Genomic DNA, 19,047 nt, shown 5'->3' on the forward strand with positions numbered 1-19,047 from the left:
AGACGTTATGGAATGTTTACCCCCTCGGCGGGCCGGTGCGCGGAGGCGGTCGATCGAGGCTCTACCCTCGAAGTACGCGTCGGGGGGCGTGCGGCTCAGCAGAGGTCCGCGACGTCACCCCGGCACGGCGAGGGGACCCATCATGAGCGGCTCGGGCGTCGACGAGACGGCCTCGCCGCGCCTGCGCCGGGACCGTGCGCCGCACCCCTCGGCCCCCATCACCCTGCAGGGCCCCGGGCTCGGCGCCCACGTGCGCGTGCCGCTGGGCGAGACGGGCTTCGACGTCTTCCCGCTCTTCCTGGGCGCCGGCGAGTTCGGCTGGAACGTCGACGCCACGACGGCGTTCGAGATCCTCGACACCTACGGCGAGCTGGGCGGGAACGCCGTCCACACCGCCGACAGCTTCGCCGCGGGACGCAGCGAGTACATCGTCGGGTCGTGGCTGCGGAGCCGCCGCGCCCGGGACGAGATCGTCCTCACGGTGCGCGTCGGGCGGCACCCCGACAATCCCGGCCTCGACTCGGTCAACCTGGTGCGCGCGGTCGAGGCGTCCCTCACCCGTCTCGGGACGGACCGCATCGACGTGCTGTCGCTGGACGCCGCGGCCGGCGACCCCGCGATGCTCGAGGACACGCTCGCGACGAGCGAATGGCTCGTCGAGTCGGGCAAGGTCCGGGCGATCGGCGCACACGGCTACACGGCCGCGCAGCTGGTCGAGGCGCGGATCCTGTCCTCCGCCGGGTACCCGCGGATCACGGTCCTGGACGTGCCCTACAACGTGCTGCGCCGCGAAGAGTTCGAGGGCGACCTGCGTCTCGTCGCGGGCGCTCAGGGGATGGCCGTGACGCCGTCGCACCCGTTGGCGCACGGCTTCCTCGCGGGCGAGACGCGCACGCGCGACGCGCAGTCCCGTTCGGCCCGCGGAACGCAGCTCGCGGCCAACCTGAACCGTCGCGGCTCCCGCGTCCTCCGCGCGCTCGACGCGGTCGGGTCGGAGCTGGGGATCCCGGATGCCGCGGTCGCCGTGGCCTGGCTGCTCGCGCAGAAGATCGTCACCGCACCCATCGTGAACGCGCTCGCGCCGCGGCACGTCGTCGAGTGCATGCGCGCCGTCGGCGTGCGCCTGAGCCGCTCCCAGTTGTCGGACATCGCCCGCGCCGCGGAGTGACCCGCGCGGGCACCGCCCGGTCTCGCGCCGGTCGGCATCACCCGCTCCGGGTGAGCTTCGGGCTCGTGTCGGAGGGGTGACGTAGGCTGGGAAGCGTGCCCACCGGCACCGGATTCCGACGACGAAGCGAGCTGATGTGACGCACTACATCTATCTTGTGCGCCATGGGGAGCACCAGGATGCCGAGCACGGACTGACCGACGGGCCCTTGTCGCCGCGCGGTCAGCGCCAGGCCGCCCTGTTGGCCGACCGCCTGTCCGGACTGCCCCTCGACGCGGTCTGGCACTCTCCCCTGGAGCGTGCGGCTCAGACGGCGCGTGCCGTCGCGGAGCGTCTGCCCTCCGTCTCGCCGGAACCCACCGCGCTGCTGTTCGACTGCGTCCCCACCGGGATGACCCCCGAGACCCCGGCCGCCTACGAGCCGTTCTTCGGGGGCGTCACGGAGGCCGAGATCGACGCCGGTCGTGCCCAGATGGCCGACGCCACCGCGGAGTTCCTCGCCCGCCGGACCGGCGAGGTGCACGAGCTGCTCATCACGCACAACTTCGTCATCTCGTGGTTCGTCCGCGAGGTGCTGCAGGCCCCGGACTGGCGCTGGATGACGATCAACCAGGCCTTCTGCGGCTTGACGGTCATCGCGCAGAAGAAGGGCCGTCCCTGGACCCTGCTCTCGCACAACGACCTGGCCCACCTGCCGGTCGAGCTGCGCACCGGCCTGGTCGACCCGCTTCCGGTCTGACGCGCTTCTCGCTCAGCCGCGGCCGGTGCGGCACCGGTCGCAGATTCGGACGCGGGTCGTGGATTCGGACGCAGGGAGCCGTGGCATCCGATTCCGGCGTCTCCGTCCGATTCCGGACCACGGCGGCTCGTGCCGCTCCGTTCACCACGGCGTCGACGGCTGCGTCGACGAGCACACGGCGGCCGTCCGCCGTCCCGATCCGCCACCAGGCGATGGCCTCGGCGAGGTCACCTCGCGGCATCCGCCCTCCTTCGTTCACGACGCAGGCGCGCTCGCTCCCCGTCGGGGATCACGCGAATCCGCGGGACGGGGGAACCAGCCACCACCTCGGCGTCCTGCGGTAGCGGATGCGTCGGGGCGGTTCCACAGCCGCACGGGAGGTCGTCGGGGCGTCGGACCGGCTGTCCCGCGCCGTGCGCGTCGGGAGGTCAGAGGTCATCGTGGCCGATGCCAGGTCCTGCCGGCATGCGCACCTGCTCCGATCGCGGCAGCCGGGCGAAGAGATCGAGCCCGGTCCGAGGATCGCCGCGGCCGGCTGTCCCTTCTCCGCGCGTGACCACCCGGCCCCCACCGTGGGATGGCGCGAGCGAGCCATCCGGAGAGCGCGGCGTCTCCGAGGGCACCCCCACAATGTAGCGGGACCGGCGGCACGACCCGGCGCGGGTCCGCTGCTACGCCGGATTCGGACGCCGGTCGTGGATTCGGACGCAGGGAGCCGTGGCATCCGATTCCGGCGTCTCGATCCGATTCCGGGGCGTCAGGATCGCGGATGCCGCGGGCGTGGCCGGCGGGGCGGAGAATTGCAGCACACCCGTGTACGACCCGACCGAGGATCTCGCCGCGCAGCGGATCATGAGCGACGACCCGGCGTCCGCGGCCCCGGAGAGCGACGGCTGACTGCTCCGGCGGCCGAGATGTCGCGTCCGGAACGGGCGGCCCTCCGTCACTGCGGGGTCAGCGGCTTGGCGTACCAGCGGGTCGCGTTGGTGTTGTCGTTGTACGCCTCGATCGAGGTGAACCCGGATCGCGCGTAGAGCCCGCCGGCCGCCTCGAGGGTGTGGTGGGTGTCCAGGACCAGCTCCGCCGCACCGCGCTCGCGCGCGCGCCGCTCGAGCTCCTCCAGGATCGCCCGACCCCAGCCCTGACCGCGCCCGCCGTCGCGCACGAACAGGTGCTTCACCTCGTCGCGCGAACCGTGCGGGCCGTCCGCGATCCGACGGATGCCACCGCACCCGACAGGACGCCCCTCGTCGTCGTCCAGCACGACGAACACGCCCGCCGGCTCGATGAACGTCTCGGGGGACGGGAAGACCGTGCGGTAGGCGCCTCCCGGGAAGATGGCGGCGCGCAGCGCGAAGTACTCCTCGAGGAGCGCGCGGGCATCGGGAGCATCGACGGCGGAGGGACGGAGCGAGACCACGTTCCGATGCTAGATCCTGCGGCGCGTTCGCCCGCCCCGTCGGCCGTGGACGGGCCGCCCCGCCTAGGGTGGGAGGCATGACGACGCGTGTGGCCATCGTGGGTGGGACCGGCAAGCTCGGCGGCGTGATCCGCGAGGTCGTGGAGGCGGAGGACGGGTACGAGGTGTCCGCCGTCCTCTCGTCCCGCTCGGACCTCGCCGAGATGGACGGGTCCGACCTCGTCATCGACGCGTCCACTCCGGCCGTGTCGATCGACGTCGTCCGCGCCGCGATCGACCGCGGCATCAACGTGCTGGTCGGCACGTCGGGATGGTCCAGCGAGCGCATCGCGCTCGTCCGTCCCCTCGTGGATGCCGCCGACGTGGGCGTCGTCTTCATCCCCAACTTCTCGCTGGGCTCGGTGATCGGCAGCGCCCTCGCCGCCGCGGCGGCGCCGTTCTTCCCATCGATCGAGATCGTCGAGGCCCACCGCGAGACCAAGGTCGACTCCCCGAGCGGCACCGCCGTCCGCACGGCCGAACTGATCGCCGCGGCCCGGTCCGAGGTGGGACCCGTCGAGTCGCCGCACGTCGATCAGCGGGCGCGCGGTCAGAAGGTGGCATCCGTCCCCATCCACTCGCTGCGACGGCCGGGGGTCGTCGCCCGTCAGGAGACGGTGCTGTCGGGGCCCGGCGAGGCGCTGACGATCGTCCACGACACGATCGACCCCGCCACCGCCTATGCGCCGGGGATCCGCATCGCCCTCGCCGCCGCGCGGGAGGCCACCGGAGTCGTCGTGGGGCTGGACAGCTTCATCGACATCGGGGTGCGCACGCAGCCGGTCCGTGCGGGCGAGCCCGTGGCGGAGGACGCGGTGTCCGGGCAGGTCGCGGGCGCCACGCGCGCATGAGGGTCCGTGTCGCCGTCGCCGTCATGACGGTGCTGCTGCTGCTTTACATCGTCCTCGCCGGTCAGCGGGCCTTCGTCCTGCTCGCGAGCGGGCAGACGGTGGGCGTCGTCATGGGGCTGGCCCTGCTCGTCCTGCCGCTCATCGCGTTGTGGGCGATCGGCCGCGAGCTCTGGTTCGGCGTGCGGGCGCAGCGGCTGGGGGAACGACTGGATGCCGAGGGCGGTCTGCCCGACGAGGAGGTCGAGGTCCGGCCGAGCGGGCGTCTGACGCGGGACGACGGCGACGCGATCTTCCCGGCCTACCGGGCGGACGCGGAGGAGCACCCCGACGACTGGCGGGCGTGGTACCGCCTCGGACTCGCCTACGACGCCGCGTCGGACCGCCGCCGCGCACGCGAGGCCGTCCGCCGGGCGATCCGTCTGGAGTCCGAGGAGCGCCGCGCGGGCTGAGCCCGACGGGCCCGTGTCGCGGTGACGACGGGCCGCGCCGGATCAGGAGTGCGCCGGGACCGCGGACGCGACGGCGTCGTCGACCGTCTCGTGCAGGAAGTCGAACCCGGAGTCCTCGAGCACCGTCGGCTTCACGTCGGCGTCGGAGATGAGGATGGCATCCGTCGCGTCGCGTCCGAGGGCGAGCTTCATGCCCCATACGGGCGCACGCAGGACGTACGGCCGGTTCATGCGCCGCGCGAGGGCGAAACCCAGGTCGTTCGCGGTCGCCCGCGTCGGCCCGGTCAGGTTGACGGGTCCGTCGATGTCGGCGTCGATGACGTGACGGATGGCGCGGACCTCGTCGTCGAGCGTGATCCACGGCCACACCTGCGTTCCCCGCCCGATGGGGCCGGAGACGCCGAGCTTGGTGAGGAGAAGGAGAGGCTTCAGCACGCCCTCGGGGTGCACGATGGGGGCGGTGCGCAGCAGGGCGACGCGGGCCCGGTCGCCGGCCGTGCGCGCAGCGGTCTCCCACTCGCCGCAGATGTCGGCGAGGAAGCCCTCGCCGCGGGCGGAGTCCTCGGTCAGCCGTTCTCCGGGGCGCGAGCCGTAGAAGCCGGTGGCGCTGGCGTTGATCAGCGCCGGAGCGTCGTCGCCGAGGGCGCGGATCGCCGTCGCGAGCGTGCGGGTGGGGGTGATGCGGGACCACAGCAGCGTGCTCTTGTACGACGGAGTCCACGGGAAACGGCCGATGGAGGCGCCGTTCAGGCACACCACCGCGTCGGCGCCGGCCAGGACGTCGGGATCGAGGGGAGCGGCATCCTGCAGCCACTGCACCTCGTGCGGACCGCGCGGCTCGTGGCGGACGAGCGACGTGACGGCGACGCCGTCCGCCGTCAGCGCCTCGACGAGGGCGGAGCCGATGAGGCCCGACGCGCCGGAGATGACGACGCGCCGGGCCGGGGTCTCAGGCAAGCGTGGCCTCGAGGGTGATCTCTATGCCGGTCAGGGCCTGCGAGACGGGGCAGTTCGCCTTGGCATCCTGGGCGATCTTCTGGAAGGTCTCGTCGTCGATGCCGGGGACGACGGCGTTGACGTTCAGGTGGCTGCCGGTGATGCCGGTGCCGGGCTTGAAGGTGACGGACGCGGTGGCGTCGACGGACTCCGGCGGGGTGCCGTTGTCGGCCAGCGCGTTCGAGAGCGCCATGCTGAAGCACGACGAGTGGGCCCCGGCGAGCAGCTCCTCCGGCGTCGTGACGGAGCTCGAGCCCTCGCTGCGCGCCTTCCAGTTGACGTCGAACGTGCCGATACCCGACGACGTGAAGGTGACTTCGCCCGATCCCTCGAACAGGCTGCCCTTCCAGGCGGTGGTGGCTTCGCTCGTGACGGACATGCAGACCTCCCGGTGTTCACGCGACCCGAGTGGCCGCGGCGGGGTCAGCCTAGCCAGGGGCCCGGACGGCGTCCGGGTCTTGACAGGGACCCGCGTCAGGTTCCGCCTGGGCGGTCTGCGTGGGCCGTCGGTCTGGCTCGACGGGGACCCGTGCGTGGTTCCGCGGGGGCGGTCTGCGCGGGCCGTCGGACGGGGCGTGACCGGGACCCGTGCGTGGTCCGTCGGGGCCGTCTGCGCGGGCCGTCGGCCGGGGCGCGACGGGGGAGCGCGTCGAGCTCCGTGGACCTGTGGGGCGCGTTCAGGTGGCCGCGGATGGGCCGCGACCGATGAGGCCCGTGCGCTGGAGGAGCAGGTAGAGCTGGCATCCCAGGCACAGCCCGAAGACCGCGTTGAGGAACGCGGCGACGAACGCCACCGCGGCCGCGATCGGCAGTGCCCACGGCACCCCGACGAGATGCAGGAGCAGTCCGGCGCCGGTCACGAGGAGACCGACGCCCTGGGCGAAGCGCGGGGGCCGGGCGTCCTCGAACTCGGTGGCGGGGGAGAGGCGCGGCTGCACGACCCGACGGAACAGCACCGCCCACGGCGCGGTGCGCGGGGAGACGACGCTCCACAGGAACAGCGCGGCGATCACGACCAGCAGCAGGAAGCCGGGGTCGGCTGCGCGCTCCGCCAACGAGCCGGTGGTGGCACCGGTCGAGCTCCCGACGAGCGCGAGAGCGGTCGCGACCAGGAGCAGGACGGCGGTGGTGGATGCCACGAACCTCGGGCCGCGGACATCGATACGAGGGGCGTCAGCCATGGCGGGCCTCCTGGGTGAGACGGGTCAGCTCCGCCTCGACGGCGGCGCGGCTCGGCGGTCCGCCGAAGCGGGAGCGCTCGACGCCGCGGCGGTCGAGGACGAGGGTGGTCGGGGTCTGCAGGACACGGAAGCGCCGGGCGAGATCGGGCCGGTGGGTGAGATCGACGTCGAGGTGGCGGACGCCGTCGCGGGCGTCGGCCACGGTGGACAGCATCCGATGCACGCCGGGACACCAAGCGCACATCTCCGTGCTGAACTGCAGCAGTGTCGCTTCGTCGCCCAGAGGGCCGCTCTCGAGCACCGACGGGTCGACCGCCTGCGCGGGGGCGACCCCCGTGGCATCCCGTCGCCGGAGCCGGCCCTGCGAGCGCTGGAAGAGGACGCCGAGCACCGTCGCGACGCCCACGAGGGCGACGACGAGAGCGAGAGCGACGGGCAGGTCCACAGCCGACACGGTAGCCCAGGCCGCGGACATGCGGGGCCGTGCGTCCTCCCGTGACGGACGGTCCTCTCCTCCCCATCTCGACGGAGCGTCCGAGCGTCCACGGATCGCCGTCCGACACGTCGTCGCGAGGGGAGACGCGGGTATCGTGACTGCCGTGACGCGCGACATCCCCACTCCGTACGAAGACCTGCTCCGCGACGTGCTCGAGACCGGCGTGCACAAGGCCGACCGCACCGGTACCGGCACCACGAGCGTGTTCGGCCGGCAGATCCGGTTCGACCTCGCCGAGGGGTTCCCGCTCATCACGACGAAGCGCGTGCACCTCAAGTCGATCGTGTACGAGCTGCTGTGGTTCCTCCGCGGCGAATCGAACGTGTCGTGGCTGCAGGAGCACGGCGTCTCGATCTGGGACGAATGGGCGGACCCCGCGGGGGAGCTGGGGCCCGTCTACGGCGTGCAGTGGCGGTCCTGGCCCACCGCCGACGGCGGGGCGATCGATCAGATCACCCAGGTCGTCGAGCAGATCCGGCGCGACCCGGACTCGCGTCGCCTGATCGTTTCCGCGTGGAACCCGGCCGACATCCCCGACATGGCGCTCGCGCCGTGCCACGCGCTCTTCCAGTTCTACGTCGCCGACGGCAAGCTGTCGTGCCAGCTCTATCAGCGCAGCGCGGACATGTTCCTCGGCGTGCCGTTCAACATCGCGTCCTACGCGCTGCTCACCCTGATGGTGGCCCAGCAGACCGGCCTCGAGCCCGGCGAGTTCGTCTGGACCGGCGGCGACTGCCACGTCTACGACAACCACCGCGAGCAGGTGGCGGAGCAGCTCTCCCGCGAGCCCTATCCGTACCCGACGCTGCGCTTCGCCCGCACGCCCGCGTCGATCCTCGACTACACCTACGACGACATCGTCGTCGAGGGCTACCAGCACCACCCCGCGATCCGGGCGGCCGTAGCCGTATGACCCGCGTCGGGCTCGTCTGGGCGGAGGCCGACGGCGGCGTCATCGGCGCCGACGGAGGGATGCCATGGCACGTCCCCGAGGATCTCGCGCACTTCCGCGAAGTCACGGGGTCCGACGACGTCGTCATGGGTCGCCGCACCTGGGAGTCGCTCCCCCCGCGCTTCCGGCCCTTGCCGGGGCGGCGGAACATCGTGGTCACCCGCTCCGACGACTATCCGACGGAGGGTGCGGAGCGCGCCGACTCGCTCGACGCCGCTCTGGCCGCCGCGTCGAGCGACACGGTCTGGGTGATCGGCGGGGGCCGGCTCTACACCGACGCGATCGCCCGGGGCGACGTGCTCGAGGTCACGCGCCTCGACCTCGACATCGACGGCGACACCTACGCCCCCGGCACGGACGGCTTCGACCGGGTCCGCTCCGACCCGTCCGAGGGGTGGCACACGTCCCGGACGGGAACGCGATACCGCTTCGAGACTTACGAGCGGGAGGGCTGATCGTGTCGCGGACGGCGCTGGTGACCGGAGCGAGCTCCGGTCTGGGAGCGGAGTTCGCGCGTCAGCTCGCAGCGCAGGGTGCGCATGTCGTCCTCGTCGCCCGCGACCGTTCCGCCCTCGACGAGGTCGCCCAGACCGTCCGCGCCGCAGGGGGGAGCGCGGAGGTGCTGCCGGCCGACCTGCTCGACGCCGACGCGCTCGCCGCGGTGGAGCAGCGGCTCGGCGATGCCCGGCGACCCGTCCATCTCCTCGTCAACAACGCCGGTTTCGGTCTGGACCTCGCCTTCGAGAAGAACCCCGTGGTCGACGAGGTCCGCCACCTCCGGTTGCACGTCGAGGCCGCCCTCCGCCTCACGCACGCGGTCCTCCCGGGAATGCTCGAACGGGGAGGCGGTCGCATGGTGAATGTCGCGTCCGTGGCGGGGTTCGTGCCCCGCGGCACCTACGGTGCGGCGAAGGGCTGGCTCATCTCCTTCAGCCGGTGGATGAACGTCGTCTACGGCGGACGCGGCGTCACGGCGACCGCGGTCTGTCCGGGCTTCGTCCACACGAGCTTCCACGAGCGGCTGGGTCTCCCGCCCGGTGCGGAAGGGGTGCCCGCGGGCATGTGGCTGGATGCCGCCGACGTCGTCCGGGAGGGGCTGCGCGACGCCGCGCGGGGCCGGTCGGTGTCCGTGCCGTCGCTCCGCTACAAAGTGCTCGTCGCCGCGTCGCGACTGCTACCCGACCGCCTCGTGGTCGCGGCCGCATCACGCGGGCGCTGAGAACGCCGGCGCCCGGCCGGCCCCGGTCGGACCGCCCGCTCAGGCGAAACGCCCCAGGGCGATGCCGGCGTAGGCGAGCGCGGCGATCGACTCGCCGTCCGTGATCCCACCGTCGGCGATGAGGGCGAGGACGTCGGCGAAGGGGACCCACCGCACCGCGTCGATCCCTTCCTCGCGCTGGGACGCCGTGGCATCCCGGATCGTCAGCTCCCGGGCCAGGAAGACGTGCTCCGGTGCGGCGGCGATGCCGTTGAGGGCGTTCATGCGTCCCAGGGGGCGCCAGTCCGCCGCCTCGACGCCGGTCTCCTCGAACAGCTCGCGACGGGCTGCGACGAGGGGGTCCTCCCCGTCCGTCCCGCCCGCCGGTACCTCGAGGGAGCGTCCGGTCGTGTACCTCTCGAGCTCGACCAGGCAGACCCGCTCCTGCTCGTCGAGGGCGATGACGAACACCGCGGGCTGCTGCATCTCGACCACGCCGTAGATGCCGTCGCCGTGCGGGCCGGTCACGTCGTCCTCGCGGACGCGGATCCAGCGGTTCTCGTAGACGGTGCGCGTCGCGCGGGTGTGCCAGGCCATGCGCTCACCCTAGAGCGGCCGCCCGGTACGTCGACTGGTCGTGGGTGCCGGGGTGCGGCATCCTCCGCCCCACCGGTCCTGCAGAACGGCGGCCGCCCCGCCGGTCGGGTGATTCCGCTGGTCCGCGCCCCGGTCGCACCCCGACGACCCGATAACCTGGGACCATGACGCACTCCGGCAATCCCTTCGGTCAGGTGCTCGTCGCGCTCATCACCCCGATGACCGCCGACGGCGAGGTGGACTGGCCCGCCGTCGAGAAGCACATCGACCACGTCGTCAGCGCCGGTGCCGACGGCATCGTCGTGACCGGGACCACGGGCGAGACCTCCACCCTCACCGACCCCGAGAAGCTGCGTCTGGTCGAGGTCGGCAAGGACGTCGCGGCCGGCCGCGCCAAGATCATCACCGGCGGCGGCTCGAACGAGACGGCGCACGCGATCGAGCTCTACAAGGCCAGCGAGAAGGCCGGCGCCGACGGCATCATGATCGTCACGCCGTACTACAACAAGCCGACCCAGGCCGGCATCCTGACGCACTTCCGCCTCGTCGCCGACGCGACCGACCTGCCGGTCATCCTCTACGACATCCCGGGTCGCACGGGCGTGCCCATCAAGTACGAGACCATCCTGCGCCTCGCCAAGCACCCCAACATCCTCGCCATCAAGGACGCCAAGGGCGACTTCAGCGAGGTCAGCCGCGTGCTCAACCAGACCGACCTGCTCTACTTCTCCGGCGACGACGCCAACGTGCTCCCGCACATGGCCATCGGCGCGAGCGGCCTCATCGGCGTCACGGCGAACATCGCCGCCGGACCGTACCGCACGATCGTCGACGCCGTGAACCGCGGCGACCTCGCCGCGGCCACCGCCGCGCACAAGAGCCTCGAGCCGCTCGTGCGCGCCGTCATGACGCACGTCCCCGGCACGGTCGCGGCGAAGTACATCCTGCACGGCCTCGGCCGCATCGGCAGCCCGCGCGTGCGCCTGCCGCTCGTCGGCCCGGAGGAGTGGGAGGCCGCGGTCATCGAGGACGAGCTCGCCCTCGTCCGCGACGTCCCCGGCGCGGACTTCTCCAACTTCCGTCCCGACCGCAACGCGGCCGCCGGCGGTGCCCTGCCGAAGGTGCACGGCACCACGAGATAAGCATCGGCGTCCGCCGATCCGCGGCCAGGGACGCCACACGAAGGGATGCCACATCGTGGCATCCGAGGAGGCACCAATGCCCACGAACGTCTACGACCCGCCCGCCCTCGCGAAGGGGACTCTGCGCGTCATCCCCCTCGGCGGCCTCGGCGAGGTCGGACGCAACATGACCGTGTTCGAGTTCGACGGGAAGCTGCTCGTCGTCGATTGCGGCGTGCTCTTCCCCGAGGAGCACCAGCCCGGGGTCGACCTGATCCTGCCGGACTTCGAGCCCATCAAGCACCGCCTCGACGACATCGTCGGCGTCGTCCTGACGCACGGCCACGAGGATCACATCGGCGCCGTGCCGTACCTGCTGCGTCTGAAGAGCGACATCCCCCTCATCGGCTCCGGACTGACGCTCGCGCTCATCGAGGCGAAGCTGAAGGAGCACCGCATCCGGCCGTACACGCTGACCGTGAAGGAGGGGCAGCGCGAGCAGGTCGGACCGTTCGACCTCGAGTTCGTCGCGGTGAACCACTCGATCCCGGATGCCTTGGCGGTGGCGATCCGCACACCGGCGGGCCTCGTGCTGGCCACCGGCGACTTCAAGATGGACCAGCTGCCGCTCGACGGCCGCATCACCGACCTGCGCGCCTTCGCGCGGCTCGGGGAAGAGGGCGTCGACCTCTTCCTGGTGGACTCCACGAACGCCGACGTGCCCGGGTTCACCGCGACGGAGCGGGGCATCGGCCCGGTCCTCGACCAGGTCATCGCCCGGGCGCCCCGCCGCGTCGTCGTGGCCAGCTTCTCGAGCCACGTGCACCGCGTGCAGCAGGTCCTCGACGCCGCGCACGCCAACGGCCGCCGCGTGGCCCTGCTCGGACGCAGCATGGTGCGCAACATGGGCATCGCCGCCGACCTCGGGTACCTCAACGTGCCCGACGGTGTGCTGATCGACTACAAGAAGGCCCGCGACCTGCCCGACGACAAGATCGTCTACATGTCGACCGGCTCCCAGGGCGAGCCGATGGCGGTGCTCAGCCGCATGGCCAACCTCGACCACGCGATCGAGCCCGGCGAGGGCGACACGATCATCCTGGCATCCAGTCAGATCCCCGGGAACGAGAACGCGATCTACCGCGTGATCGACGGCCTCACCAAGCTCGGCGCGACCGTCGTGCACAAGGGCAACGCGAAGGTGCACGTGTCGGGTCACGCCGCCGCGGGCGAGCTGCTCTACTGCTACAACATCCTGCAGCCGAAGAACGTCCTCCCGGTCCACGGCGAGTATCGCCACCTCATGGCCAACGCGAAGCTGGCGCAGGAGACGGGCATCCCCGAGAAGAACACGATCCTCGGCGAGAACGGCACGGTCGTGGACCTGCGCGACGGCACCGCGGAGGTCGTCGGCCAGCTCGACATCGGCTTCGTCTACGTCGACGGCTCGTCGGTGGGCGAGATCACGGATGCCGACCTGAAGGACCGCCGCATCCTCGGCGAGGAGGGCTTCATCTCGGTCATCGTCGTGGTCGACTCGGCGACGGGCAAGATCGTCTCCGGACCGGAGGTGCACGCTCGCGGCTTCGCCGAGGACGCCGCAGTGTTCGAGAGCGTCAAGCCGAAGATCGCGGCGGCGCTCGCCGAGGCCGCGCAGTCGGGCGTGCGCGACAAGCACGCGCTCTCGCAGGTCGTCCGCCGCACCATCGGGCGCTGGGTCAACCAGTCCCTGCGGCGCCGTCCCATGATCGTCCCCCTCGTCATCGAGGCGTGACCGCGTGGCGGCGCGACGGGGCCGATTCCTGCCGCGCCGCCGGCTCGTCGGGGGAGGTCCCTCGGCGGGCGTCTCTTGAGCCGCGTCTCCGGGGCCGCTGGGGCGGGCGTCTCGTGACCCGCACCTCAGCCGTGCGACGGGCGGGCGTCTGGAGGCATCCCCGCGTGGGCGCGCGCGAATGTCCGGGGTCCGGCCTACCGTGGGAGGATGGCTCGCACCTCGTCCCCGTCCGGCGGTCGCGCCCCCGCGAAGGGGTCGTCGCGATCGAAAGCCCCGGCTCCTGCGCCGAAGCGCTACGTCGACGAGCCCGAGAAGCCGCCGGTCGCCGCCCGCGCCTGGATGGCCGTCGCCCACGGCGTCGGCGGGATGTTCCGCGCCTTCGGCTCCGAGACCCTGGATCGGGAGCAGCGCCGTGACGGCTTCCCGTTCTTCCTCGTCGTCCTCGCCGTCATCGGCGCGGTCGTGGAGTGGTTCTTCATCGGGACGGATGCCGCTGCGCTGATCAGCGCCTATTCGTTCGGCCTCATCGTGGGCCGTGTCGCCTTCGTGCTCCCGGTCCTGCTCATCCTGCTGGCCGGCTGGCTCTTCCGGCATCCGTCGTCCGTCCACGACAACGGACGCGTCGGGATCGGATTCGGCCTGTTCGTCATCGCGCTGTCCGGGTTCTGCCACGTCGCCGGCGGTCGACCGGCGCCCAGCGACGGGGGACCGCCTGTCCTCAGCCCGGCGGGCGGCATCTTCGGGTGGATCGTCGGCGAGCCGCTCGCGACCGTCCTGCAGGACGTCGGCGCCTACATCGCACTCTCACTGCTGGCGGCCCTCAGCGTCCTCATCCTCACGAAGACCCCGCCCAACCGCATCGGTCGGCGCCTCGGCGACCTGTACGCCTGGATGTTCGGCGCCGAGAAGAGCGAGCGCCCCGACCCCGCGACCAAGGTCCTCCCGGCGGACCACGACGAGCCCGCCGAGAAGTCGCTGCCGTGGTGGCGACGCAACCGCAGCGGTCGGGAGCAGGATGCCGACGGCTCGCTCGGATCCGACGACCTCACCGAGCTGCTGAGCCCGGGCACGACGCAGGGCGGCTTCGACTCGGCCTTCGTCGAGGCGGAGCGTTCTGCGCCCGCCGCGCCCCCGGTCCCGCCGCTCCCTCCGACGCCCGACGCCGTCACCGAGGCGTTCGACCCGGCGGCGATGGCCGCCGCCTCCGGCCGCGGTCTGCGCGACGACTCGCCCGCGGACGAGGGCGCGGAGGACGATCTGCCCGGGATCTCGGGACTCGGCGCGGACAACAACGGTGTCCCGCCCTCGGCGAACTACCGTCTGCCGGCGGTCGGCTCCCTCGCCGCGGGGACGCCGCACCTCGAGCGGTCGGCCGCGAACGACGCGGTCGTGCGCGCCATCGAGAGCGTGCTCGAGCAGTTCAAGGTCGACGCCCGCGTCACCGGCTTCTCGCGCGGACCGACCGTCACGCAGTACGAGATCGAGGTCGGCCCCGGCGTCAAGGTCGAGCGCATCACGGCGCTGACGAACAACATCGCGTACGCCGTGGCATCCAACGAGGTCCGCATCCTCGCGCCCATCCCGGGGAAGAGCGCCATCGGCGTGGAGATCCCGAACGCCGACCGCGAGATCGTCACGCTCGGCGACGTCCTGCGGTCGACGGCCGCGACGAGCTCGACGCACCCGATGACGATCGGCGTCGGCAAGGACGTCGGCGGTGGCTACGTCGTGGCCAACCTGGCCAAGATGCCCCACCTGCTGGTGGCCGGTTCGACCGGCTCCGGCAAGTCGAGCTTCGTCAACTCGATGATCACGAGCCTGCTCATGCGCGCGAAGCCTTCGGACGTGCGCATGGTGCTCATCGACCCGAAGCGCGTGGAGCTCACGTCGTACGCCGGTGTGCCGCATCTCATCACCCCCATCATCACGAACCCCAAGAAGGCCGCCGAGGCGCTCCAGTGGGTCGTGAAGGAGATGGACATGCGGTACGACGACCTCGCGTCGTTCGGCTTCCGTCACATCGACGACTTCAACCGCGCGGTGGTCGCCGACGAGATCACGCTGCCGGCCGGCAGCGAGCGGGTCCTCAAGCCGTACCCGTACCTCCTGGTCGTCGTCGACGAGCTCGCGGACCTCATGATGGTGGCCCCGCGCGACGTCGAGGACTCGATCGTCCGCATCACGCAGCTCGCGCGCGCCAGCGGCATCCATCTGGTCCTGGCGACCCAGCGGCCGTCGGTCGACGTCGTCACGGGCCTGATCAAGGCGAACGTCCCGTCGCGACTGGCCTTCGCGGTGACGAGCGTCACCGACTCCCGGGTCATCCTGGACCAGCCGGGCGCGGACCGCCTCATCGGGCAGGGCGACGGGCTGTTCCTCCCGATGGGCGCGTCGAAGTCGCTGCGCGTGCAGGGCGCCTGGGTGAGCGAGCAGGAGATCGAGAAGGTCGTCGCGCACGTCACCCAGCAGGCCCGTCCGGAGTACCGCTCCGACGTGCAGGCGGCGGCGGAGAAGAAGGAGATCGACGCAGACATCGGCGACGACCTCGAGCTGCTGCTCGCGGCGGCCGAGCTGGTCGTGTCGACGCAGTTCGGCTCGACGTCGATGCTGCAGCGCAAGCTGCGGGTCGGCTTCGCCAAGGCCGGCCGTCTCATGGACCTGCTGGAGTCGCGCGAGATCGTCGGACCGTCCGAGGGCTCCAAGGCCCGCGACGTGCTGGTGACCAACGAGCAGCTCCCGTCCGTGCTCGCGCGCATGCGCGGGGAGGACGAGCCGGCGGCGCCGTCCGCGGCCGACGACCGGTACGGTCCCGACGCGGTCGCCGCGCAATACGACGGGCTGCCGGTCGTCGAGGACGACGACGGCAGCGAGGACGCCTGGCAGCTGACGGGACGCGACTGATGGCGGTCCCGCGGCAGCTGCCCAACGCGATCACCATCGCGCGCATCCTCTGCGCTCCCGTCTTCCTCTGGCTGCTCCTCGCCGACGGGGGCGCGGACGGCGGTCTGCGCTGGGCGGCGGCGATCCTCTTCATCGTGGCGATCGCGACGGACGGCATCGACGGCTACATCGCGCGCAAGTACGACATCGTGAGCGACCTCGGAAAGCTCCTGGACCCCATCGCCGACAAGGCGCTGACGGGGCTGGCGTTCATCGGGCTCTCCCTCCTCGGCGAGCTGCCGTGGGTGATCACGGTCGTGGTCCTGGTCCGGGAGATCGGGATCACCGTGTACCGCCTGATGGTCGTGAGCGACCACGTGCTGGCCGCGGCATGGATGGGCAAGCTCAAGACGGTCGCGCAGGCGGTCGCGTTGTCCATCGCGCTCCTGCCGCTGGACGCCCTCGTCGACGCGGACACCTGGCGTTCGGGCGTCTGGTGGGCCGGCGTCGTCACCATGACGATCGCGGTCGTGCTCACCATCGCGTCCGGGATCGACTACATCGTGAGCGAGGTGCGCGGGGCGCGCCGGAAGCGCCGGGCCTCATGATCGACGGCGTGCCCGACGATCTCGAACAGACGCTCGTCCGCGATCCCCGCGAGACGGCGGCGCTGCTCATCGACCGGCTCGCCGAGCTCAACTGGACCGTCGCGGTCGCGGAGTCCCTGACCGGAGGCCTGGTGGTCTCCACTCTCGTGGATGTGCCCGGGGCCTCGCGGGTGCTGCGGGGAGGGGTCGTCGCGTATGCCACCGACGTCAAGAACAGCGTGCTCGGCGTCGATCCGGCGCTGCTCGAGGCGCACGGCGCCGTCCACCCCCGTGTGGCGCGGCAGATGGCGCGCGGGGTGCGCGACGTCCTCGGGAGGGACGGGCGCGCCGCCGACATGGGGATCGCGACGACGGGGGTCGCCGGTCCGGACGAGCAGGACGGCCAACCCGTCGGCACGGTGCACATCGCCGTGGCCACGCCGCTGGGTACGCGCGTGGACTCCCTCGTCATCCAGGGGGATCGGGATCGCATCCGCCGGGAGACCGCTCACATCGCCCTCCGGCGCGCTCTCATGGCCTTGTGACGGGCTCCGGATGCCGCGGGGCGACGTGCGGGAATGAATGATGACACATTCCGGTTCGAGTAGGCGATTCCCATCCTCTGCCCAGCGCGCGGCATTAGGGTGACCGTATCGGTGTTGTACCGTTGTCCACCCGGACAGCACAGGAATCAGCAGTGAGGAGGGGCCCAAATGATCCTGGTTCGTCAAGAGATCGGCGAAGTCCTGCGTGACCTTCGTCAGCAGAAGGGGCGCACCCTCCGTCAGGTCGCCAGCCGCGCGAGCGTCGCGCTGGGGTACCTCAGCGAGGTCGAGCGCGGTCAGAAGGAAGCATCGAGCGAGATCCTGGCGTCCGTTGCCGAGGCGCTGGACGTTCCCATCTCCACGATCATGCGCGAGGTCGGCGACCGGCTCTCGGTCCTCGAGGGCCTGCAGACCTTCCCCGATGTCGTTCCCGACGAGCTCGTCGCGGCGGTCGAGCCCGAGCTCTCGCTCCATTGATCGGCGGCCTGCCGACCGATGCGTCGTAGCGAATTCGATCGCGCCGTCACGGACGAGTTCGGGGCTCGAGGCGGCTACCTGGTCTCCGATCTCGTCCTGTCGGCCGTCGGGGGGCGGACGAGTGCCGAAGCCCTCGCGGCCGGCGTCGAGCCCCGCGACGTCTGGCTGGCGCTCTGTCAGGAGACGGACGTCCCGCTCGAGCGCCGCTACGGTGTGGGGCGGATCGAGCCGCGTCAGCGCTGACGGCGTGTCGTCGAATATCCGTTCGATTTCGGCGTAGTCTCCTTCACAACAGGGTTTCTTGCGAACCTGTCCCCGGAACGGGGGTGCGCCGGCGTCGATGTCGGAGGCCCTCCGTAACGTGGGCAGCGTCGAACGACACCCTGAACGCCTTGTCGGGCATCCTCATCGTCGATGGGGAGCGCGACAGCCTATAGGCGACGGAACGCGAGCATTAGGAGCACGTCATGCCCTCACCCGCAGAGCGCGAGAAGGCCCTCGAATCGGCCCTCGCCCAGATCGACCGGCAGTTCGGAAAGGGCTCGGTCATGCGACTGGGCAGCGACGACCGCGCACCGATCGAGACCATCCCCACCGGCTCGGTCGCCCTCGATGTTGCGCTCGGCATCGGCGGCCTGCCGCGCGGTCGCATCATCGAGATCTACGGTCCCGAGTCCTCCGGTAAGACCACGCTGACGCTCCACGCCATCGCGAACGCGCAGCGCGCGGGCGGTATCGCCGCCTTCATCGACGCCGAGCACGCGCTCGACCCCGAGTACGCCAAGAAGCTCGGCGTCGACATCGACGCCCTGCTGGTGTCGCAGCCCGACACCGGCGAGCAGGCCCTCGAGATCGCGGACATGCTGATCCGCTCGGGTGCGATCGACCTCGTCGTCATCGACTCCGTCGCGGCCCTGGTGCCGGAGGCGGAGATCAAGGGCGAGATGGGCGACTCGCACGTCGGTCTGCAGGCGCGTCTGATGTCGCAGGCCCTCCGCAAGCTCACCGGTGGACTGAACACCACCAAGACCACCGCCATCTTCATCAACCAGCTGCGCGAGAAGATCGGCGTGTTCTTCGGATCGCCCGAGACCACCGCCGGCGGTAAGGCGCTCAAGTTCTACGCCTCGGTGCGCCTCGACATCCGCCGTATCGAGACGCTCAAGGACGGTACAGAGGCCGTGGGCAACCGCACCCGCGTCAAGGTCGTGAAGAACAAGATGGCGCCGCCCTTCAAGCAGGCGGAGTTCGACATCCTCTACGGCGTCGGCATCTCCCGAGAGGGCAGCCTGATCGACTTCGGCGTCGAGCACGCGATCGTCAAGAAGTCCGGGGCCTGGTACACCTACGAGGGCGAGCAGCTCGGCCAGGGCAAGGAGAACGCGCGCAACTTCCTGCTGAAGAACCCCGACATCGCCGCCGACATCGAGTCGAAGATCAAGACGAAGCTCGGCATCGGCGGGGCGCCGGCGGCGGCTCCCGCCGCGGACGAGCTGGCGGCTCGTCGCCCGGCCTGATGGTCGACGGCGACGGACGAGGATCTGACCGCGGCGGGGCGCAGGACCGCCCCGCCGCGG

General features: G+C 71.5%; 22 protein-coding genes. 16 read left to right on the forward strand and 6 right to left on the reverse strand.

What is annotated here, in order from left to right; translation table 11 throughout:
• Nucleotides 1-142: 142 nt before the first annotated feature.
• The 3 genes from MRBLMI1_RS09400 to MRBLMI1_RS09410 all read left to right on the forward strand — a co-directional run bounded on the left by MRBLMI1_RS09400 (nucleotide 143) and on the right by MRBLMI1_RS09410 (nucleotide 2,804).
• A complete protein-coding gene (locus MRBLMI1_RS09400; protein WP_367730556.1) occupies nucleotides 143-1,168 on the forward strand; it encodes an aldo/keto reductase in 1,026 nt (341 codons plus the stop codon).
• A 136-nt stretch (nucleotides 1,169-1,304) separates the two neighbouring features.
• Entirely contained in the window at nucleotides 1,305-1,907 is a 603-nt protein-coding gene (locus tag MRBLMI1_RS09405; protein WP_367730559.1) for a histidine phosphatase family protein, read from the forward strand.
• Between the two features lie 717 nt (nucleotides 1,908-2,624).
• Nucleotides 2,625-2,804, forward strand: a complete 180-nt coding sequence (locus tag MRBLMI1_RS09410) for a hypothetical protein (RefSeq protein WP_367730561.1) — start codon at nucleotides 2,625-2,627, stop codon at nucleotides 2,802-2,804.
• Nucleotides 2,805-2,850: 46 nt separating this feature from the next.
• Here MRBLMI1_RS09410 and MRBLMI1_RS09415 read toward each other — a convergent pair whose 3' ends face one another.
• Nucleotides 2,851-3,327 carry a GNAT family N-acetyltransferase gene (locus MRBLMI1_RS09415; protein WP_367730563.1) on the reverse strand — a complete coding sequence of 159 codons (477 nt, stop codon included), beginning with the start codon at nucleotides 3,325-3,327 and terminating at the stop codon, nucleotides 2,851-2,853.
• A 77-nt stretch (nucleotides 3,328-3,404) separates the two neighbouring features.
• Here MRBLMI1_RS09415 and dapB point away from each other — a divergent pair, with 77 nt between their 5' ends.
• Together dapB and MRBLMI1_RS09425 are read left to right on the forward strand one after the other, a co-directional pair.
• Nucleotides 3,405-4,217: a 4-hydroxy-tetrahydrodipicolinate reductase gene (gene dapB, locus MRBLMI1_RS09420; protein ID WP_367730565.1), complete on the forward strand. Its 813-nt coding sequence runs from the start codon at nucleotides 3,405-3,407 to the stop codon at nucleotides 4,215-4,217.
• Entirely contained in the window at nucleotides 4,214-4,666 is a 453-nt protein-coding gene (locus MRBLMI1_RS09425) for a hypothetical protein (RefSeq protein WP_367730567.1), read from the forward strand. The genes dapB and MRBLMI1_RS09425 overlap by 4 nt, the downstream gene beginning before the upstream one ends.
• A gap of 42 nt (nucleotides 4,667-4,708) precedes the next feature.
• Here MRBLMI1_RS09425 and MRBLMI1_RS09430 read toward each other — a convergent pair whose 3' ends face one another.
• From MRBLMI1_RS09430 to MRBLMI1_RS09445, 4 genes are all read right to left on the reverse strand, one after another.
• On the reverse strand, nucleotides 4,709-5,623 hold the full coding sequence (locus MRBLMI1_RS09430; protein ID WP_367730569.1) for a TIGR01777 family oxidoreductase: 915 nt from the start codon (nucleotides 5,621-5,623) through the stop codon (nucleotides 4,709-4,711).
• Nucleotides 5,616-6,041, reverse strand: a complete 426-nt coding sequence (locus tag MRBLMI1_RS09435) for an OsmC family peroxiredoxin (RefSeq protein ID WP_367730571.1) — start codon at nucleotides 6,039-6,041, stop codon at nucleotides 5,616-5,618. The genes MRBLMI1_RS09430 and MRBLMI1_RS09435 overlap by 8 nt, the downstream gene beginning before the upstream one ends.
• 298 nt (nucleotides 6,042-6,339) lie before the next feature.
• Nucleotides 6,340-6,843 (reverse strand): DUF4395 domain-containing protein, encoded by a 504-nt coding sequence (locus tag MRBLMI1_RS09440; protein ID WP_367730573.1) that lies wholly within the window; start codon nucleotides 6,841-6,843, stop codon nucleotides 6,340-6,342.
• Nucleotides 6,836-7,288, reverse strand: a complete 453-nt coding sequence (locus MRBLMI1_RS09445) for a TlpA family protein disulfide reductase (protein ID WP_367730575.1) — start codon at nucleotides 7,286-7,288, stop codon at nucleotides 6,836-6,838. The genes MRBLMI1_RS09440 and MRBLMI1_RS09445 overlap by 8 nt, the downstream gene beginning before the upstream one ends.
• Before the next feature lie 154 nt (nucleotides 7,289-7,442).
• On the opposite strand from MRBLMI1_RS09445, the gene MRBLMI1_RS09450 reads away from it, so the two are divergent.
• Genes MRBLMI1_RS09450 through MRBLMI1_RS09460 form a run of 3 tightly spaced genes read left to right on the forward strand, consistent with a single transcriptional unit; the run spans nucleotide 7,443 to nucleotide 9,510 of the window.
• Nucleotides 7,443-8,252, forward strand: coding sequence for a thymidylate synthase (locus tag MRBLMI1_RS09450; protein ID WP_367730577.1), 810 nt, complete (start codon nucleotides 7,443-7,445; stop codon nucleotides 8,250-8,252).
• Nucleotides 8,249-8,746 carry a dihydrofolate reductase gene (locus tag MRBLMI1_RS09455; protein ID WP_367730579.1) on the forward strand — a complete coding sequence of 166 codons (498 nt, stop codon included), beginning with the start codon at nucleotides 8,249-8,251 and terminating at the stop codon, nucleotides 8,744-8,746. Before MRBLMI1_RS09450 ends, MRBLMI1_RS09455 begins: the two co-directional genes overlap by 4 nt.
• 2 nt (nucleotides 8,747-8,748) lie before the next feature.
• Entirely contained in the window at nucleotides 8,749-9,510 is a 762-nt protein-coding gene (locus MRBLMI1_RS09460) for an SDR family NAD(P)-dependent oxidoreductase (RefSeq protein ID WP_367730581.1), read from the forward strand.
• Nucleotides 9,511-9,549: 39 nt separating this feature from the next.
• Here MRBLMI1_RS09460 and MRBLMI1_RS09465 read toward each other — a convergent pair whose 3' ends face one another.
• Nucleotides 9,550-10,086 carry an NUDIX domain-containing protein gene (locus tag MRBLMI1_RS09465; protein ID WP_367730583.1) on the reverse strand — a complete coding sequence of 179 codons (537 nt, stop codon included), beginning with the start codon at nucleotides 10,084-10,086 and terminating at the stop codon, nucleotides 9,550-9,552.
• A gap of 164 nt (nucleotides 10,087-10,250) precedes the next feature.
• On the opposite strand from MRBLMI1_RS09465, the gene dapA reads away from it, so the two are divergent.
• The 8 genes from dapA to recA all read left to right on the forward strand — a co-directional run bounded on the left by dapA (nucleotide 10,251) and on the right by recA (nucleotide 18,987).
• Nucleotides 10,251-11,228, forward strand: a complete 978-nt coding sequence (dapA, locus tag MRBLMI1_RS09470) for a 4-hydroxy-tetrahydrodipicolinate synthase (RefSeq protein ID WP_367730585.1) — start codon at nucleotides 10,251-10,253, stop codon at nucleotides 11,226-11,228.
• 76 nt (nucleotides 11,229-11,304) lie between these two features.
• A complete protein-coding gene (locus tag MRBLMI1_RS09475; RefSeq protein WP_367730587.1) occupies nucleotides 11,305-12,981 on the forward strand; it encodes a ribonuclease J in 1,677 nt (558 codons plus the stop codon).
• Between the two features lie 207 nt (nucleotides 12,982-13,188).
• Nucleotides 13,189-15,882 carry an FtsK/SpoIIIE family DNA translocase gene (locus tag MRBLMI1_RS09480; protein WP_367730589.1) on the forward strand — a complete coding sequence of 898 codons (2,694 nt, stop codon included), beginning with the start codon at nucleotides 13,189-13,191 and terminating at the stop codon, nucleotides 15,880-15,882.
• Nucleotides 15,882-16,469 carry a CDP-diacylglycerol--glycerol-3-phosphate 3-phosphatidyltransferase gene (gene pgsA, locus MRBLMI1_RS09485; RefSeq protein WP_367730591.1) on the forward strand — a complete coding sequence of 196 codons (588 nt, stop codon included), beginning with the start codon at nucleotides 15,882-15,884 and terminating at the stop codon, nucleotides 16,467-16,469. The genes MRBLMI1_RS09480 and pgsA overlap by 1 nt, the downstream gene beginning before the upstream one ends.
• A complete protein-coding gene (locus tag MRBLMI1_RS09490) occupies nucleotides 16,466-16,993 on the forward strand; it encodes a CinA family protein (RefSeq protein ID WP_367730593.1) in 528 nt (175 codons plus the stop codon). The genes pgsA and MRBLMI1_RS09490 overlap by 4 nt, the downstream gene beginning before the upstream one ends.
• A gap of 168 nt (nucleotides 16,994-17,161) precedes the next feature.
• Nucleotides 17,162-17,470, forward strand: coding sequence for a helix-turn-helix domain-containing protein (locus MRBLMI1_RS09495; protein WP_367730595.1), 309 nt, complete (start codon nucleotides 17,162-17,164; stop codon nucleotides 17,468-17,470).
• Between the two features lie 18 nt (nucleotides 17,471-17,488).
• Nucleotides 17,489-17,713: a DUF3046 domain-containing protein gene (locus MRBLMI1_RS09500; protein WP_367730615.1), complete on the forward strand. Its 225-nt coding sequence runs from the start codon at nucleotides 17,489-17,491 to the stop codon at nucleotides 17,711-17,713.
• Between the two features lie 224 nt (nucleotides 17,714-17,937).
• Complete coding sequence (gene recA / locus MRBLMI1_RS09505) at nucleotides 17,938-18,987, forward strand: recombinase RecA (protein WP_367730617.1); 1,050 nt, start codon at nucleotides 17,938-17,940, stop codon at nucleotides 18,985-18,987.
• Nucleotides 18,988-19,047 lie beyond the last annotated feature (60 nt).

It is taken from the genome of Microbacterium sp. LMI1-1-1.1 (genome assembly GCF_040815675.1).
In the GTDB taxonomy this organism is placed as follows: domain Bacteria; phylum Actinomycetota; class Actinomycetes; order Actinomycetales; family Microbacteriaceae; genus Microbacterium.